The 16,456-nt window shown below is 49.2% G+C and carries 16 protein-coding genes; 4 read left to right on the plus strand and 12 right to left on the minus strand.

The window, feature by feature from the left end:
• Positions 1–21: 21 nt before the first annotated feature.
• From E6P06_RS08600 to fadE, 4 genes are all read right to left on the minus strand, one after another.
• Positions 22–846, minus strand: coding sequence for a PRD domain-containing protein (locus E6P06_RS08600; protein WP_016149589.1), 825 nt, complete (start codon positions 844–846; stop codon positions 22–24).
• 288 nt (positions 847–1,134) lie between these two features.
• The gene (locus E6P06_RS08605) at positions 1,135–1,545 is read right to left on the minus strand and encodes a Spy/CpxP family protein refolding chaperone (protein WP_016149590.1); all 411 of its coding nucleotides are present in this window, start codon (positions 1,543–1,545) and stop codon (positions 1,135–1,137) included.
• 179 nt (positions 1,546–1,724) lie between these two features.
• Positions 1,725–2,492 (minus strand): amidohydrolase, encoded by a 768-nt coding sequence (locus E6P06_RS08610; protein WP_049001908.1) that lies wholly within the window; start codon positions 2,490–2,492, stop codon positions 1,725–1,727.
• A gap of 110 nt (positions 2,493–2,602) precedes the next feature.
• Positions 2,603–5,047 carry an acyl-CoA dehydrogenase FadE gene (gene fadE / locus E6P06_RS08615; RefSeq protein WP_048216814.1) on the minus strand — a complete coding sequence of 815 codons (2,445 nt, stop codon included), beginning with the start codon at positions 5,045–5,047 and terminating at the stop codon, positions 2,603–2,605.
• A gap of 239 nt (positions 5,048–5,286) precedes the next feature.
• Here fadE and lpcA point away from each other — a divergent pair, with 239 nt between their 5' ends.
• On the plus strand, positions 5,287–5,868 hold the full coding sequence (gene lpcA / locus E6P06_RS08620) for a D-sedoheptulose 7-phosphate isomerase (protein WP_016149592.1): 582 nt from the start codon (positions 5,287–5,289) through the stop codon (positions 5,866–5,868).
• Between the two features lie 111 nt (positions 5,869–5,979).
• Positions 5,980–6,747: a class II glutamine amidotransferase gene (locus E6P06_RS08625; RefSeq protein ID WP_003031388.1), complete on the plus strand. Its 768-nt coding sequence runs from the start codon at positions 5,980–5,982 to the stop codon at positions 6,745–6,747.
• Here E6P06_RS08625 and dpaA read toward each other — a convergent pair.
• Positions 6,718–7,458: a peptidoglycan meso-diaminopimelic acid protein amidase gene (dpaA, locus tag E6P06_RS08630; protein ID WP_016149593.1), complete on the minus strand. Its 741-nt coding sequence runs from the start codon at positions 7,456–7,458 to the stop codon at positions 6,718–6,720. The two genes, E6P06_RS08625 and dpaA, sit on opposite strands and share 30 nt — an antisense overlap.
• 349 nt (positions 7,459–7,807) lie before the next feature.
• Between dpaA and E6P06_RS08635 the strand changes: the two genes are divergently transcribed.
• On the plus strand, positions 7,808–8,569 hold the full coding sequence (locus E6P06_RS08635; protein WP_139935124.1) for a C40 family peptidase: 762 nt from the start codon (positions 7,808–7,810) through the stop codon (positions 8,567–8,569).
• Between the two features lie 37 nt (positions 8,570–8,606).
• Here the strand turns inward: E6P06_RS08635 and flhA are convergent, their stop codons facing one another.
• From flhA to E6P06_RS08670, 7 genes are read right to left on the minus strand one after another with little or no spacing between them, the layout of a single operon-like run.
• Positions 8,607–10,700 carry a flagellar biosynthesis protein FlhA gene (flhA, locus tag E6P06_RS08640; protein WP_003843844.1) on the minus strand — a complete coding sequence of 698 codons (2,094 nt, stop codon included), beginning with the start codon at positions 10,698–10,700 and terminating at the stop codon, positions 8,607–8,609.
• Complete coding sequence (gene flhB / locus E6P06_RS08645) at positions 10,684–11,823, minus strand: flagellar biosynthesis protein FlhB (RefSeq protein ID WP_016149596.1); 1,140 nt, start codon at positions 11,821–11,823, stop codon at positions 10,684–10,686. Before flhB ends, flhA begins: the two co-directional genes overlap by 17 nt.
• A complete protein-coding gene (gene fliR, locus E6P06_RS08650; protein ID WP_003843839.1) occupies positions 11,813–12,595 on the minus strand; it encodes a flagellar biosynthetic protein FliR in 783 nt (260 codons plus the stop codon). The genes flhB and fliR overlap by 11 nt, the downstream gene beginning before the upstream one ends.
• A 1-nt stretch (position 12,596) precedes the next feature.
• Complete coding sequence (locus tag E6P06_RS08655) at positions 12,597–12,869, minus strand: flagellar biosynthetic protein FliQ (RefSeq protein ID WP_003838859.1); 273 nt, start codon at positions 12,867–12,869, stop codon at positions 12,597–12,599.
• A gap of 12 nt (positions 12,870–12,881) precedes the next feature.
• Complete coding sequence (gene fliP, locus E6P06_RS08660; RefSeq protein ID WP_049001917.1) at positions 12,882–13,640, minus strand: flagellar type III secretion system pore protein FliP; 759 nt, start codon at positions 13,638–13,640, stop codon at positions 12,882–12,884.
• The gene (locus E6P06_RS08665; RefSeq protein WP_003838856.1) at positions 13,637–14,008 is read right to left on the minus strand and encodes a FliM/FliN family flagellar motor switch protein; all 372 of its coding nucleotides are present in this window, start codon (positions 14,006–14,008) and stop codon (positions 13,637–13,639) included. Before E6P06_RS08665 ends, fliP begins: the two co-directional genes overlap by 4 nt.
• Positions 14,001–14,864, minus strand: coding sequence for a FliM/FliN family flagellar motor switch protein (locus E6P06_RS08670; RefSeq protein WP_086503713.1), 864 nt, complete (start codon positions 14,862–14,864; stop codon positions 14,001–14,003). Before E6P06_RS08670 ends, E6P06_RS08665 begins: the two co-directional genes overlap by 8 nt.
• Positions 14,865–15,458: 594 nt before the next feature.
• Here E6P06_RS08670 and E6P06_RS08675 point away from each other — a divergent pair.
• Positions 15,459–16,445 (plus strand): sigma-54-dependent Fis family transcriptional regulator, encoded by a 987-nt coding sequence (locus E6P06_RS08675; protein ID WP_139935125.1) that lies wholly within the window; start codon positions 15,459–15,461, stop codon positions 16,443–16,445.
• Positions 16,446–16,456: the final 11 nt, after the last annotated feature.

Genomic DNA, 16,456 nt, shown 5'->3' on the forward strand with positions numbered 1-16,456 from the left:
TCGTGATAAGGTGAAATACAATCAGTCCATCAATACCTTAATGCGAATTGAAAGATACAACTTTTCTTCCATCGCCAGTTCATAGTTAAACTCTGATTTTAAATACTCTTCTATTTTTATAATAGAATGTTGCAAGATTAAATCTTTCTCCAGAAAATGTTCATAGATATCACCGATGTCTTTATTCTTTATCTTTTCGTTGCATAGCACCCGACAGGAGAAATATTTTAAATGGGTCATGAAACGTGAGTAGTTGAATGCGTTACGATCTACTCTTTTCTCGTAAACTTTTTCAATAATATCTGTGATTTTTTGTGAGAACTCTATAGTCCTGAGAGATTCATAGTTGGAGGTGTTTTCATAGTTATTCAAAATATGTAGAGCGATGAAACCAATCTCATCATCCGGAAGTCGGATGTTAAAATGCTCATTGACGATGGATAAAGCATCCCGACTAATAGCATACTCTGACTTGTATAATGCTTTTATCTCATCAAGGAATATATTATTGATTTGGATGCCAGCAGCGCATCGAGAGACTGCATTCGAAATGTGATCGGCAAGAATGAGTAAAAGCGATGGGTTCAACTTTTTGTCAAGATTTATCTCCGCATAACGGACTATGTTTTCAGATACAAAAATATAATCAATATCTACTCTCTCTATCAGTTTGTATAATTTTCCTTTTTCTTCATTTCTGACATAAAAAAATCGATTAGCAGGATGTGGTGGAACAGACATGCCATTTTTTCTGTTGTAACCTACGCCAGGGCCAGAAATGATGACTTCCTGACCATTCATCGATGCCAGCACACAATTATTGTTCATGACTTTTTCGATGATCATTTCATGGCTCCAAAAAAAAAGGCAAGACAAGTAAGAAGTAATAATCACTTCAAACGTTGTCTTGCCTGATTTAACAGTTACAAGATTACTCACTGATGTGTATACCCTACACAGGATTATCTTAAATAAATGAGATGCATGTCCTGTTTTGGGATTAGCATGACAAATTTAAGATGCCAGCCACACATACAACACACTAATAATTCATGTGGTGAATTCATGGGTGGGATATATAATATTTTCCTATGTATAGTGTTGTTCGTCCTTCCTTCAGCAGTGTGTAGGCAATTACTCGCTTAGCGTCTGTGCGATGTCTTTTTGCACCTGCTGGCGCTGTTCTGGAGTCAGCACTTTGTTCAGGTCAAAATAGTATTTCACGCGATAATAACGCGCCTGCTGTTCGATGTTGCTGAATGCCGAAAGCTGTTTTTTGACGGCTGCTTCATCCCACTTCCCGGACTTGATGACGTCAATCAACGCGCCGTCTTTAACATCCTTCACCGAAATCTGGCTTACGTTGGTTTCAAGCTGCTGGTGCAGTTTTTTAATCTGCGCAACCTGGTCAGTGCTCAACTTAAGATGTTGTACTATCGGATCCTGGGCTGGAGCCGGAACATTAGATGTGGTTGCTGCAAGCGTGCTAAAAGAAGCGCCAGCCACGGTAACTGCCAGCAAAGTCATGCGTAAGAAGTTCTTCATGTCGAGATCCTGATAAGGGAATTATTAACATTGTCAGTCACTCGCTGGTTACGAGTGATTATCTTTTGCAGGATACGATGCCCACCGCATGTCGCCACGCGAATTTGTTTTGCGGTTGGTTACGGAGTGAAACAATCCCGCCACGGAAAAACGTTGTGCAGCGGGAGTTAAGGCGATAGTTATAGCGTGAAGGGGTCGGCGTCCTGCCAGGCGGGAAATTTCTCGCGATATTCACGCAGCGCTGAGAGAGACAGTTCTGCGTCAATGCGTGTGGCCTGATGCGGCTCGGCGGTGGCGATAATCTCACCCTGCGGATTAATCACCCGGCTGTCACCGCGATAATGATGCCCGTTACCGTCAGTGCCCACGCGGTTACATCCTGCTACATAAGCCTGGTTCTCAATCGCTCGTGCGGCGAGCAAAACCTGCCAGTGTAGCGAACGCGGCGCAGGCCAATTGGCAACATACAACGCAAGGTCGTAATCGTTGCGATTGCGCGACCATACCGGAAAACGCAGGTCATAACAGACCAACGGCAGAATGCGCCAGCCGCGCCATACAACAATAACGCGCGCGTCACCCGCCTGGTAATGCTGGTGCTCATCCGCCATGCGGAACAGATGGCGCTTGTCGTAGAAATGCACATTACCTTCGGGTTCAACCAGCAAAAAACGATTCACCGGCCCCCGTTCAGACTGTATCGCCGCGCTACCTGCTATCAGGGCATTTGTCTGCTGCGCTTTGCTACGCATCCAGCTTACAACTTCTTCTTGCGGCAACGATTTATTTGCCGCTTCCATGGCAAATCCGCTGGTAAACATCTCAGGCAATACAATGACATCACGTCCGGCGACGGTTTCCAGTTGTCGGTCAAAATGGCGCAGGTTGGCCGGGCCATCCATCCAGATCAATGGTTGTTGCAGCAGAGTAATTTTCAAACCAGGCACGATCGAGGCTCCTCGTTGAACAACATTTTGACACTGTAGCATGAGCATTAATGAAAATGTGGCAATAAAAAGCCCCGCATTAAGCGGGGCTAAACGTCGTGCGAGTGTCGTTATGCGGCTTCGACTTTACGCACTTTCTCTGGCAGCTTTACCGGCTGAGTCGCCAGCTCCTCGGGTTCAAAGTCATCCACGTTGATACTGCGCAGGCGGCTCGCTTCGGCTTTCACCAGAATCGCGGCTTCATCTTTATCAATCAGCCCTTTCGCCAGCGCATTGTGCGCCAGTTCGTCGAGACGGGTAAATGGCAGGTTTTTACCCAACTCTTTACAGATCCGCTGGTGGATTGGGTCGGCTGCAATCACGTCCAGCAGCGCCTCTTCCAGCAAACCAACCGGGTTATGCTCGCTTGGCGTCAGATATTGACCGCGACCAATACGAGAACGAGTAGCGCTCGGAACCTGCAAAATCTTCGCGACTTTATGATCCAATTTGTCAGACGGTGCATGGTAGTGGCGACCGGTAGGGAAGATAACCACATTCAGCAAGCCCGCGACCAGACGGTTCGGGAAGTTCTTCAGCAGATCGTCCATCGCCTGTTCCGCTTTGTACAACGCATCCTGAACGCCCCAGTGAACCAACGGCAGGTCCGCTTCATGACGGCCTTCGTCGTCATAACGCTTCAGCACCGCGGAGGCCAGATACAGCTGACTTAACACATCGCCCAGACGTGCGGAGATACGTTCACGACGCTTCAGACTACCGCCCAGTACAGCCATAGATATATCTGAAAGCAGGGCCAGGTTGGCACTCAGACGGTTCAGGTGCTGGTAGTAACGTTTGGTCGCATCGCCGGTTGGCGTGCTGCTGGTTAAACCACGCGTCAGGCCAAGCCAGAAGCTACGCACTTTGTTACTGCCGACGTGACCGATGTGTTTGAACAGCAGCTTGTCGAACGCATTCACATCGTTACTCTGTGCCGCAGCCATCTCTTCCAGAACATACGGATGGCAGCGAATCGCACCCTGACCGAAGATCATCATGCTACGGGTCAGAATGTTGGCACCTTCAACGGTAATAGCGATTGGCGCACCTTGATAAGCACGGGCGAGGAAGTTGCTTTCGCCAAGCATAATGCCTTTACCGCCAGTGATATCCATCGCATCGATGATTGACTGCTGCCCGCGGTGGGTACAGTGATATTTCACGATGGCCGACAACACCGCCGGTTTTTCACCCAGCATAATGCCGTAGGTAATCAGTGATGCCGCAGCGTCCATCACGTAGGCGTTACCGGCAATACGTGCCAACGGCTCTTCAATACCTTCCATCTTGCCGATAGAGATTTTGAACTGGCGACGAATGTGCGCATACGCGCCGGTGGCCATCGCGACCGATTTCACGCCGCCCGTCGAGTTAGATGGCAGGGTAATACCACGTCCCACAGACAGGCATTCCACCAGCATGCGCCAGCCCTGACCGGCCATTTTCGGACCACCGATGATGTAATCAATTGGTACAAACACATCTTTGCCCAGTGTCGGACCGTTCTGGAACGGCACGTTCAGCGGGAAGTGACGACGCCCAATTTGTACACCTGGCGTTGAGGTTGGGATCAGCGCACAGGTAATGCCAAGATCTTCTTCGCCACCCAGCAGTTTTTCCGGGTCGGAGAGTTTAAATGCCAGACCCAGCACGGTAGCGATAGGCGCCAGCGTGATATAGCGTTTGTTCCAGGTCAGGCGCATACCCAGCACCTGCTGGCCCTGCCAGTCGCCCATACAAACTACGCCGGTATCAGGGATCGCGCCTGCGTCGGAGCCGGCTTCCGGGCTGGTCAGAGCAAAGCATGGGATCTCCTGACCGCGAGCCAGACGCGGCAGGTAATGATTTTTCTGCTCTTCGGTGCCGTAATGTTGCAGCAGTTCGCCTGGGCCTAATGAGTTAGGCACGCCAACGGTGATTGCCAGGATCCCGGAAACGCCGGAGAGTTTCTGTAGAACGCGAGCCTGAGCATATGCTGAGAATTCCAGCCCGCCGTACTCTTTCTTAATGATCATCGCGAAGAAGCGGTGTTCTTTCAGATATGCCCACAGTTCCGGCGGCAGATCCGCGAGCTCGTGAGTGATCTGGAAGTCGTTCGCCATGCGGCACGCTTCTTCCACTGGACCATCAATAAACGCTTGCTCTTCAGCAGTCAGATGCGGCTGAGGATAGTTATGCAGTTTTTTCCAGTCAGGCTTGCCCTGGAACAGGTCACCTTCCCACCAGGTCGTACCGGCATCAATCGCTTCTTTCTCAGTACGCGACATCGGCGGCATGACTTTACGGAAACCGCGGAACACCGGTGCAGAGATCATAGATTTGCGCATCGGCGTAAAGTTAAACGGTACGAGAATAATGGCCAGAGGAACCAGCAGCCAGACTGACCACAGGCCAGCCACGCCAAGCGCGGCCGTCCAGGCGAGCAAAATTAAGCTGCTGAGGAATAAGCTCACGCGGTGATAAAACAGAACGCTGAGCAGAACAACCGTAGCGATAATACTCAAAATCATCATAACGAAAAGCTCCCTTGCTTGTAGGAGGTCTGACCACTTGTGATGATATGGTTGTAGTGGATGTAAATTCTTTTAGCAATGTGTTTACAAAATAATTACAACAAAGCTCACATTGTTGCTGTTTTAACCGGCACAAAAAATCAAAAGCCGTAACCATTCCTGTGGCTTGTACTTCTCGCTGGTAGCGCTATCCGGTACACTGCACCTTGTCATTTACATTCATGCTGAAGGATATCCTCATGTACCAGGATCTTATTCGTAACGAACTGAGCGAAGCGGCGGAAACGCTGGCTAATTTTCTTAAAGATGACGCCAATATTCACGCCATTCAGCGCGCGGCGGTCCTGTTGGCAGACAGCTTTAAAGCCGGCGGTAAGGTACTCTCTTGCGGTAACGGCGGTTCCCATTGCGACGCGATGCACTTTGCCGAAGAGCTGACCGGACGCTATCGTGAAAACCGTCCTGGTTACCCTGCTATCGCTATCTCTGACGTCAGCCATATCTCCTGCGTCAGCAACGATTTCGGTTACGATTATGTGTTCTCTCGCTACGTAGAAGCCGTGGGTCGTGAGGGAGATGTCCTGTTAGGCATCTCGACTTCGGGTAATTCCGGTAACGTAATTAAAGCGATTGCCGCAGCGCGTGAGAAAGGGATGAAAGTTATCACCCTGACCGGTAAAGATGGCGGCAAAATGGCGGGCAGCGCGGATATCGAAATTCGCGTGCCGCACTTTGGCTACGCTGATCGTATTCAGGAAATTCATATCAAAGTGATCCATATCCTGATCCAGTTGATCGAAAAAGAGATGGTTAAATCATAAGAAGACGATTGCCGGATGGTGGCTGAAGCCGTATCCGGCCTACATGAGCGCCACGTAGGCCTGATAAGCGCAGCGCCATCAGGCAGTTCACGGTTTTAAGGTAGGTGATGTATGTGCGAACTGCTCGGGATGAGCGCCAATGTGCCAACCGATATCTGCTTTAGCTTCACCGGGCTGGTCCAGCGCGGCGGAGGTACCGGGCCGCACAAAGACGGCTGGGGTATTACGTTTTATGAAGGTAAGGGCTGCCGTACGTTTAAAGATCCGCAACCCAGCTTTAATTCGCCTATCGCCAAATTGGTACAAGACTATCCCATCAAATCCTGTTCCGTGATTGCCCATATTCGTCAGGCGAATCGTGGAGAAGTAGCGCTGGAAAATACCCATCCATTTACCCGTGAACTATGGGGACGTAACTGGACGTATGCCCATAACGGGCAACTCAGCGGTTATAAATCACTGGAGACCGGTAATTTCCGCCCGGTCGGTGAAACCGACAGCGAAAAAGCCTTCTGCTGGCTGCTCCACAAGCTGACGGAGCGTTATCCGCGCACGCCTGGCAATATGACGGCGGTGTTTAAATATATCGCGATGCTGGCAGGAGAACTGCGGGAGAAGGGCGTCTTCAACATGCTGTTGTCTGACGGACGTTATGTGATGGCCTTCTGCTCGACCAATTTGTTTTGGATCACGCGTCGTGCGCCGTTTGGCGTGGCGACATTGCTGGATCAGGATGTGGAGATTGATTTTAGCTCAGAGACCACACCCAATGATGTGGTCACCGTGATTGCCACTCAACCGTTAACCGGCAATGAAACCTGGCAAAAGATTATGCCAGGCGAGTGGGCATTATTTTGTCTCGGGGAGCGTGTAGTTTGATGCCAGTTGCGGCTGAACGACTTCGTGGCTCAACGGCTTGCTGACGACGTAACGACCATCGACGACGGAAACGGTCGGTGGCTTACGCGTTTGTTCAAAGTAATCGTATCCCGGTTTTAGCTGCGACCAGAACTCTTTGTAATACGAGAACTTATGGCGCTGCATGTTGGCATCGGTCATGCGGAACGGGTAAATGCTCACCTGTACGCTGGATTGTCCGAACACCAGAGCGCCGGTCACAAACTGGAAAATCTCATCAATGCCGTTGTCGGTCATTGCGTAGCAGCCGACGGAAACACAGGCGCCGTGGATCATCAGGTATTTACCTTCATAACCGTGTGCGCGATCGTAGGCATTAGGGAAACCAATGTTAATCGCTTTATAGAAGCGGCTATCCGGTTTCAGCTGTCCACGCTGAACGCTGTAAAACCCTTCCGGACTTTTGAAATCACCCTGACGCTGTTTCGGCCCTAAGCCACCGGAATAATTACAGATCTTATAACTGTCGAGCAATTGATACTGTTCGCCCATCTTGACGTACAGATCCAACGTTCGCTCTTCTTTGAAGATCTGGATATAAACGGGGGAGCCCATTAATTGCTGCTTATATTCTTTGCTGACAGGCGTAGTCGGGCTGCTGCTGCTCAGCAAACCGGCAAATGAAACGCACGGCAATAAAAGCATCGCAAGAAAAAATGCGATTTTACGCATACTGCTTATTCCTTGATAAAACGATTACACACGCCAGGACGGCAAAAAGAGTCCCCAAATCGGATAAATCTGGATCTGGAGCGCTCACATTAGCACCAAGAGAGTTTTTCGCAAGTCTCTCGTGCGGCGTTTACACTTTAGTTTTCCTTTATACGGAAAATTGTGCTTAAAGGCAGTCAGACACTGGCTTGTTTTGCTGGTTAGCACACTGCATTTCGTCTTATTAGTGAAGAATGTCTATTCTATTGAATTTAAAAAATTAATTATTTAATAATCGAATATTAAAAAGGAATGATGGGCAATAGCGGTAGACTGCGGCGAACGTGTTTGACCAGGTATTCTTCTTTTCATGTTTTTTGTCTCTGCACCCCGACGCTTTTTGCCGGGTCTGCTGTCTTTGTGTGTTGTGCTGTCTTTACCGTCTGTCGCCAAAGTTCAGCCCCATTTATCTGACGCCCATGTAAGCTATGCGGCGCACTTGCGGATGCGTAACCGCGCCCGGCTGCTGAAGCAGTATCACGCACAGGTAAAAAAGCAGGCAAGCTACGTGGTGGAAGGCAACGCAGAAAGTAAAAGCGCGCTGCGCCAGCAGAACCGAGCGCTGGTTAAACAGCACCCGGAGTGGTTCCCTGGCCCACTAAAAGCCAGCGACCATCGCTGGCAGGAACTGGCTGAGAATGACCATTTTCTCAGTAGCAATCATCTACACAATATCACTGAAGTGGCCATCCACCGACTTGAGCAACAGCTCGGTAAACCCTATTTGTGGGGCGGTACCGATCCGGATGAAGGGTTTGACTGTAGCGGGCTGATTTTTTATGCCTACAACAAAATCCTGGCGGCAAAATTGCCCCGGACAGCGAATGAAATGTATCACTATCGACGGGCTACTATTGTCGCTAACCGCGATCTTCGCCGTGGTGATTTAGTGTTCTTTCATATTCACAGCCGGGATATTGCCGATCATATGGGCGTCTATTTGGGGCAGGGACAATTTATTGAATCACCGCGGACGGGAGAAACAATTCGGGTGAGCAATTTATCCGATGACTTCTGGCAGGATCATTATCTAGGCGCTCGTCGTATTCTTACGGAAAATACGATTCTGTAATCAAAAAGGCGGTGTAATGACACCGCCTCGGCAGGCGTTAACTTAACGCCCCCATGATCTTTAATTCCAGTTCATCCGGAACTTCGTTATAAGACAACACCTGTAGGCCCGGGGCAAACAGGCGCGCATAGCGCGCGAGCAAAGGACGTAACTGCGGCGCGACCAGCAGCACAGGCTCTTTCCCCGCCGCTTTCATCTGTTCTTTTATCTGCGGCATATTGGTCTGAAACTGATTCAGCATATTGGGATCGACCGGCACGCTATCCAGCACCACTTTTCCACTTTGCTGAGCCTGATTCACCACATTCGCCAGCAGATTCTCCAGTTCACTGTTCAGCGTATATACGGCCAGCTCATCTTTGCGCACAAACGGGTGGGTAATGCTGCGACGTAGCGCCAGACGCACATCTGCCGTTAACAAAATATGATCTTTGGTCACGGTGCTACTGGCGACAAGTACGGTGGCTATGGTGACGATATCGCGCAATGACACACCTTCGATAAGCAGCGCCCGGTACACTTTCAAGAGCTGGCTGTAATTCAGCGCTGCGCTCAAATCTTCCGCCAGACGTGGCGCCATAGAAGAGAGGCGGTTATGCAACTGCGTAATATCATCGTAATTAAACAGCTCTGGAATATAGTTACGAATGATCTTATTCACATGCGTCGCAATGACGCTGGCACTATCAATAACCTGGTACCCCATATTTAACGCTTTAGCTTTTTGCGCCGGAACAATCCAGGTGACCGGCATACCATAGGCCGGATCGTGGCCTAAAACACCGTCGATCTCGCCATAGGTTTCACTGGAGGGCAGCGCCATCAGCTTATCTGCGGGAATATCGGCTTCATCGGCCTTGATCCCATTGATAAAAATGGCGTACTGGGTGGGTTTAAGGCGGAAGTTTTCGCGAATGCGAATTTCCGGTAACAACACGCCGTTGCTGTCTGAGATCACCTGTCGCACACCGCGAATGCGTTGAGTGAGCGGATTCCCTTTGGATTTATCGACCAACGACACCAGCTTATATCCCAGGCTCAGGCTGATAGGTTCTATTAAGGGGATAGTTTCCCAACTGACCTGCTGCTCGGTGGTTTCAGCGATGGTTTTGGTCAGCGTTTCGAGATTTTTCTCTTCGGTCTCAGCCACCTTCGGTCGCTTGCTCATGCGCCAGGCGGTGAATCCCAGCAGGGCGCTGAAAATCAGGAAGGGGAAATGCGGCATCCCCGGCACCACTGCCAGCACAAACATAATGCTGGTGGCGGTATACAGCACGGAGGGGCTGGCCAGCAGTTGGCTACGCACGTCCGTGGCAATATCGCCGCTGTCGCTTACGCGGGTGACGATGATCGCTGCAGCTGTCGACAACAGCAGAGAAGGGATCTGGGCGACCAGGCCGTCACCGATGGTCATCAGTACGTATTGCTGGAAGGCGGCTTCGGCGCTTAAATCGTATTTAAAGATCCCGATACAGACACCGCCGATTAGGTTGATAGCCAGGATCATCATCCCGGCGATGGCATCGCCGCGCACGAACTTTGACGCACCATCCATCGCGCCATAGAAATCCGCTTCGCCCGCCACATCTTTACGTCGCGCTTGCGCCTGCGCCTGATTAATCAGTCCTGCGTTCAGATCGGCGTCGATCGCCATCTGCTTACCGGGCATGGCGTCCAGCGTAAAGCGGGCAGAAACTTCGGAGATACGCTCCGCACCTTTGGTCACCACGATAAAGTTAATGATCATCAGAATGATGAACACCACAAAACCGACGACAAAGTTACCGCCGATCACCACCTGACCGAAGGACTCAATCACCTTACCGGCAGCGCCTGCACCCATATGCCCATGCAGTAACACCACGCGTGTTGACGCCACGTTCAGGGTCAAGCGCATTAAGGTGGTGATCAGCAAAATGGTCGGGAACAGACTGAATTCGAGCGGGCGTTTTGCGGAAACGGCCACCAGCAGCACCATCACCGCCAGCACGATGTTAAAGGTGAACAGAATATCCAGCAGGGCCGGTGGTAACGGCAGGATCACCATCGCCAGGATACACAGTATGACCAGCGGAATGCCGATGTTACCGTTACGCAGCAGCGCGAGGAATTGTTTAGTTGTTTTCGGCATCCAGTTTAAGAACCTCTTTTGGAATGGAAATATGTCTGTTCAGAGAAGGGCGGGTTTGGGAACCATCACGCCAGTGTTTCATTTGCAGTACATAGGTCAGGACGTGTGCAATCGCCCGATACAGTTGAAATGGGATCTGTTGATTCACCTGGGTGGTGTAATAAACGGAGCGTGCCAGCTTAGGAAACTCAACGATTTCAATATTGCTTTCTGCCGCTACCTGCCTGATATACAGCGCGATTTCATCGGTGCCTTTGGCAACCACGAAAGGCGCTGCGGCGCGTGACTGGTCGTACTGTAGCGCCACGGCATAGTGGGTTGGGTTGGTGATCACCACATCGGCTTTTGGCACAACTTTGCGAATTTGCCCCATCGCCATTTGCCGTTGCAGGCGACGGATCCTGGCCTTAACCTCGGGTTTACCTTCTTGATTTTTATACTCTTCTTTCACTTCCTGTTTCGTCATCTTCAGCCCTTTGGTGAACATTTTTTTCGCCAGAGGGACATCGATCACCGCAAAGAAAACAAACAGGATGACAAAGTTGCGCATGATGCTGCTGTACAGCGCCAGACCATCGCTGATGGCCTGTTTGAAATGAAGCTCTTGTAAGCCGAGAAACGCGGCAACGTTATTGCGTACGCTGATCCATAGCATCACCAGCAGCACTATCGCTTTGAGCGTCATCTTGCCGGTATCCACCAGATGATCGGTGGAAAACAGGCGACCAATCCCTTTTATCGGGCTTAATTTGCTAAAGTCCGGCAAAATTTTCTTCGGCAGGAATAGCCAGCCTCCCGGAACCAGTGAGGCAAACAGCGCGGCAACCGGCATGGGTAACAGCGTCAGGATGAATTTCCCCAGAATCAGCAGATGGTGTTCAAGGAACTGACCGATGATGTCCGGGTCATTAATGTTCTGCGCGTACTGATGCACGCTGATAAAGCTTTCACGCACGAAATCTTCGTACCAGGGAAAGCTGCTGGAGATCACCATAAACGCGGCAAACAGACTGGCGGCAAGCCCCATATCTTTTGAACGCGGAATTTGTCCCTCTTGTCTGGCCTTGCGAAGTTTTTGCGCCGAGGGTTTTTCTGTTTTTTCTTCGCTACTGTTATCCGCCATAGTGCCCCTTCAGCGCGTCAAGCTGCTGTAAGACGAAATTCGCCAGGTGCAAATAGTGGTCGGGCAGGTTGTAAAGCAGAGTCGCAAAGCAGATCAGGCCCGCCAGCATGTTAATGGGAAAACCTAATGAGTACAGATTGAGCGGCGGCGCAATACGGTTTAGCAGACCAAAGCAGCCCTGAACAATCAGCATGATAAAGGTTGTCGGCAGCGCCAGCAGCGTGGCGGCAGCGAATACCCAGCCCAGCGCCAGAGAAATCGTGCGCAGAGATTGCGGATGCAACGCATTGCCAATCGGCCAGTAAGTAAAGCCTTTGAATAAAATGCTCACCAGCAGCAGATGCCCGTCCATGGCAAAAAACAGTATCACCGCGTAGATGTTGATCATTTCCGCCAGTACCGTCGTTGACGCGCCGCTGCTGGGGTCGTTCATCACCGCCATGCTCATCCCCATATTAAAAGAGAGGATTTGGCCCGCCAGTTGTAGCGCTAAAAATAAAAACTGCAGCATCAGGCCGAAAAGCATTCCCCACAGAAACTGCTCCGTGGTCAAAATAATACTGTTCATCGACAGCAGGCTGGTGGGCACCGGGTGGGGGATAAGCGGCGTAATGATAAAGGCCAACGCCAGTGACAAAATAATGCGTATACGTATGGTCAGCGCGGCATTATCCAGTACTGGTGCGTAGTGAATAAACGCCATAATGCGTACGAAGGGAAACCACATTCCCAGTATCAGATTACTTAACTGTGTAATATCGGTTTCGCGCATGTTAGTGCACCAGAATGGCGGCCTGAGTGAACAGATGCACGCAGAGATCGCTCAACTGGACGATCATCCATTTTCCGCAAATACCCAATACCGCGAGGGTGACGATTAGCCTGGGTAAAAAACTAAGCGTTTGTTCGTTAATCTGCGTCACAGCCTGAAAAATGCTGACCAACATACCGACCAGCAGGCTGGGAACGACCAACACACAGACTAAAATGATCACAACTTTTATACCGCTGGCAACGATGTCTGCGGCTACATCAATGGTTAGCATGTCTGATCTCCGTTAGCCCAGTCCCAGACCGCGAATGCTGGAGGTCAGCGTCCCAACGGTCAGCGCCCAGCCATCAATAAGCACAAACAGCATCAGCTTAAAGGGCAGCGAAACGATCAGCGGTGACAGCATCATCATCCCCATCGCCATCAGTACGCTGGCGACGATCAGGTCGATCACCAGGAACGGAATGTAAATCATAAAACCTATCTGGAAGGCGGTTTTGAGTTCGCTTAGCACATAGGCGGGAACGATAATGGAGAGATCCTGATCGACTGCATTCCCTTTCGCGTTGGCGATCTCCATGATCTGCGCTATCGCTTTTTTGTTAGTCTGCGCCAGCATAAAGCGCTTCAATGGCGAGGCGGCCGTGCTTAGCGCGTCGGGGAGCGTGATTTGATCGTTTTCAAAAGGGACAACGGCATGATCGTAAATATTGAGCCAGATTGGGCGCATCACCAGCATGGTTAACGACAGCGCAATGCCAATCAATATGCGGTTCGGCGGCGTTTGTTGCAGCCCTAACGCCTGACGCAGCAGGGAAAGAACAATAATAAAACGGGTAAAACAGGTCATCATCAGCACCAGGGTAGGCAGAATGCCCACCAGGGTCATCAGGATCAGGACCTGGATTTTTACGCTGTACTCCTGGCTATTTCCGTGCGAAATCACATTCAGCAACGGGATATCTCCCCCTTGCGCGCAGGCAAAGGGAGAAAGGATGAGTAACGAGATACCCAGTAAGAGCGTGAGTGTTGGCGCGCGTTTCATGGTGCAAGGTCGTTGATTTCATGCGTGTTGAATTCAAGGACGCGCAGGCCATATTTTTCGTTAACCACAACCACTTCAGCCTTACCTAGCAGGATATTATTGACCTTGATATCCAGCGGTTCACCGGCGAGTTTATCCATCTCAATGACGGTGTCGTCATCAATGTTCAGGAGGTCGGCCAGCATCACCTCCACGGACGAAACTTCCAGCGTTAGCGTGACCGGAATACGTTTGAGTAATGACATCGACTCGGAAAAACGGTCTTCTAAACGCGCCACCAGCTTTTCTGTAACAGACGGCGCGGGTGGCGTAGTCGCTTCGGGGGCTAACTCGAAACCTTGCTCTAAAATATCTTCTGGCTTACTCATAGGATTTCTCCGTCTTGCTCGTTAATTCGGACAAAAACAGTTTGTCTTTATCCTCTACGATCAGGGCATTAAATAATTCGGATTTCCCGATATACACAGGGAAAGTATCAGGCATCGCAATCGGTAAAATATCGCCGGGTTTAATCGTCGTGAGGTCGGCAACATTCAGCGGAATTTCTGCAATCTTCACGTTCATGGTCAGCGGTAGCGTATGGATAATTTCTTTGATCAGCGTTTTTTTACGCGTCTCAGCGCTGGCTTTATCAATCTGCTTTTTTTTCTCGCCGTGCTCGCTATGGCGGATTAAATTCAGAATGTAATCGGTATGCGAATCGTCCAGTAAGATGCGGAAACTGCAATTCTCATCATCACCTAATACAAATGTAAGCTGATAAGCCCAGTGGGTTTGTATGGTGCTGCTGTCGGGTTTGAGTGTCAGTGGAATACCGGATATATTTTTATTAAAAATGGTATTACAAATATCCAGCGCCAGTCTGCTTCGCAACCGGATTTCTGTTTTGGTTGGTAAATCATCCTGTGGCTTCTCGTCGGCGAGAGATGATGCCAAACCATAAAAGTTACCTAATAACATTAACAATAATGCGCGGTCGATATCAAAGGCCAGATGCCCAACCTGAGAAACTAATAATTCCGCACTTTTATTGATAACATCCATCTCACAGTGTATTTTTTTAAGTGTTATATTTGTGCGATGTTTTTTCAGGAAGTAGTTTCCAAGATGTGATTCAATTGTATCAAAACTTCCCGTAAACATAGTCGGCAGACGATGATATGGACGTCCAAGCCGGTTTCCTTCAAGTTTAAAGATTCCGGGCGTTTGACTATATTTCAGCATGGTACGCTTTCTCAGCTGTAATTTCTGGGGCGGTTGAATTGATATCAAATCCCGCGGTTATCAAAAGAAATACAAATTCGCTTAATTTATTGTTCATCCTTGACGCTATTCTCATAGTGTTGAAGTCCATTAGATACGAAATACCGTACCTACTCACGTCTATGGAGTAGGGCTGGATATTAGATATTTTACCCCTCTCCTCTGCAAGTTATTAATGGCGTTAGGTTGTAATTAAAAAATAATTAATTACATATACGTGATGTTTCTCGCTTACTGCTTGTCACAGATTAGGCTTCCTTCTCATGTCTATTTTTTATGCTATATTTACCGCAAGTCATTGTTTTTAAATGAATAATATTTTTATTATCTTTTAATTTGAGATTGTTAATGGTACTGGTGTTAGTATTTTTTTAGGAAAAACCCTATTTGAAAATAGTCTTCGATAGGGCTGCCCTTTGATGGGGTGGTAAAACATGAGCAAGGATGGGATTAAGACATGGCACGGGCGATATCTATTATTCGATGATTGTGCTTTGGAATGATTTGTATATTTCTCGTAACGGATGTTAACTTTACTTCTAAGTGTAAATGATCATGTTTGAACTTATTGCCGAAGCAGCCTCAAGCATTAATGTTTTTTCAATGGCAAGGCGTATTGCTGCTTTTAATGTTCCTGTACTTATCCATGGCGAAACCGGTACGGGTAAAGAATGTATCGCCAAATTTATCCACTCGATTGCATTTGAGCAGGAGGCTTCAGCGCCTTATATCGGCGTTAACTGCGCCGCTATTCCTGAAAATATGCTTGAAGCAACGCTCTTTGGTTATGATAAAGGGGCGTTTACCGGGGCGGTGGCCACCGTACCGGGAAAGATGGAATTAGCCAATAATGGTACATTATTGCTGGATGAGATCGGTGACATGCCTTTGGCGCTACAGGCCAAAATACTGCGTGTATTACAGGAACAACAGGTTGAGCGTTTAGGCAGTAACCGTCTAATCAAATTAAATTTTCGTTTAATCGCCTGCACCAATAAGAATCTTGAAGAAGAGGTGGCCGCAGGACGCTTCAGAGAAGATCTCTATTATCGCATGTCAGTGATTCCGTTGACCATGCCGCCTTTGCGCGAGCGTATGGAAGACATTATTCCGCTGGCGGAATCCTTTATTAAAAAATACTCCACGGTGCTGGTAAAAAATATCAAGCTTTCTGAATCGTCACGCCGGGCGTTACTGAGCTATGCGTGGCCGGGTAATGTGCGCCAACTGGAGAACGCCATTCAACGAGGAATGATCCTTAATCGTGATGGCGTCATTTATCCCGATACGTTAGGCCTGCCATCCATTGAGTCCGATTCCTGGAGCGAGCCGCAATGGCAGCCAAAACCCACTGCGCAAATCACCACCAGCGACAATCTGGGCCAGCATGGTCGCAGCGCGCAATATCAATATATCGCTGACCTGATGCGCAAATATCAGGGTAATAAAACCAAAATCGCTGATTTATTAGGAATTACCCCACGTGCGCTTCGTTATCGTCTGGCATCAATGCGAAAACAGGGAATAGAAATCTTTTCCTGAATCAGTCTGTG

Origin of the sequence: Citrobacter sp. CF971 (genome assembly GCF_006385635.1) — a bacterium.
In the GTDB taxonomy this organism is placed as follows: domain Bacteria; phylum Pseudomonadota; class Gammaproteobacteria; order Enterobacterales; family Enterobacteriaceae; genus Citrobacter; species Citrobacter freundii.

What these genes read in the sequence shown, in the direction of transcription:
- E6P06_RS08600 (WP_016149589.1), bottom strand. Translation starts at nt 846, where the DNA reads ATGATCATCGAAAAAGTCATGAACAATAATTGTGTGCTGGCATCGATG.
- E6P06_RS08605 (WP_016149590.1), bottom strand. Translation starts at nt 1,545, where the DNA reads ATGAAGAACTTCTTACGCATGACTTTGCTGGCAGTTACCGTGGCTGGC.
- fadE (WP_048216814.1), bottom strand. Translation starts at nt 5,047, where the DNA reads ATGATGATTTTGAGTATTATCGCTACGGTTGTTCTGCTCAGCGTTCTG.
- lpcA (WP_016149592.1), top strand. Translation starts at nt 5,287, where the DNA reads ATGTACCAGGATCTTATTCGTAACGAACTGAGCGAAGCGGCGGAAACG.
- E6P06_RS08625 (WP_003031388.1), top strand. Translation starts at nt 5,980, where the DNA reads ATGTGCGAACTGCTCGGGATGAGCGCCAATGTGCCAACCGATATCTGC.
- dpaA (WP_016149593.1), bottom strand. Translation starts at nt 7,458, where the DNA reads ATGCGTAAAATCGCATTTTTTCTTGCGATGCTTTTATTGCCGTGCGTT.
- E6P06_RS08635 (WP_139935124.1), top strand. Translation starts at nt 7,808, where the DNA reads ATGTTTTTTGTCTCTGCACCCCGACGCTTTTTGCCGGGTCTGCTGTCT.
- flhA (WP_003843844.1), bottom strand. Translation starts at nt 10,700, where the DNA reads ATGCCGAAAACAACTAAACAATTCCTCGCGCTGCTGCGTAACGGTAAC.
- flhB (WP_016149596.1), bottom strand. Translation starts at nt 11,823, where the DNA reads ATGGCGGATAACAGTAGCGAAGAAAAAACAGAAAAACCCTCGGCGCAA.
- fliR (WP_003843839.1), bottom strand. Translation starts at nt 12,595, where the DNA reads ATGCGCGAAACCGATATTACACAGTTAAGTAATCTGATACTGGGAATG.
- E6P06_RS08655 (WP_003838859.1), bottom strand. Translation starts at nt 12,869, where the DNA reads ATGCTAACCATTGATGTAGCCGCAGACATCGTTGCCAGCGGTATAAAA.
- fliP (WP_049001917.1), bottom strand. Translation starts at nt 13,640, where the DNA reads ATGAAACGCGCGCCAACACTCACGCTCTTACTGGGTATCTCGTTACTC.
- E6P06_RS08665 (WP_003838856.1), bottom strand. Translation starts at nt 14,008, where the DNA reads ATGAGTAAGCCAGAAGATATTTTAGAGCAAGGTTTCGAGTTAGCCCCC.
- E6P06_RS08670 (WP_086503713.1), bottom strand. Translation starts at nt 14,864, where the DNA reads ATGCTGAAATATAGTCAAACGCCCGGAATCTTTAAACTTGAAGGAAAC.
- E6P06_RS08675 (WP_139935125.1), top strand. Translation starts at nt 15,459, where the DNA reads ATGTTTGAACTTATTGCCGAAGCAGCCTCAAGCATTAATGTTTTTTCA.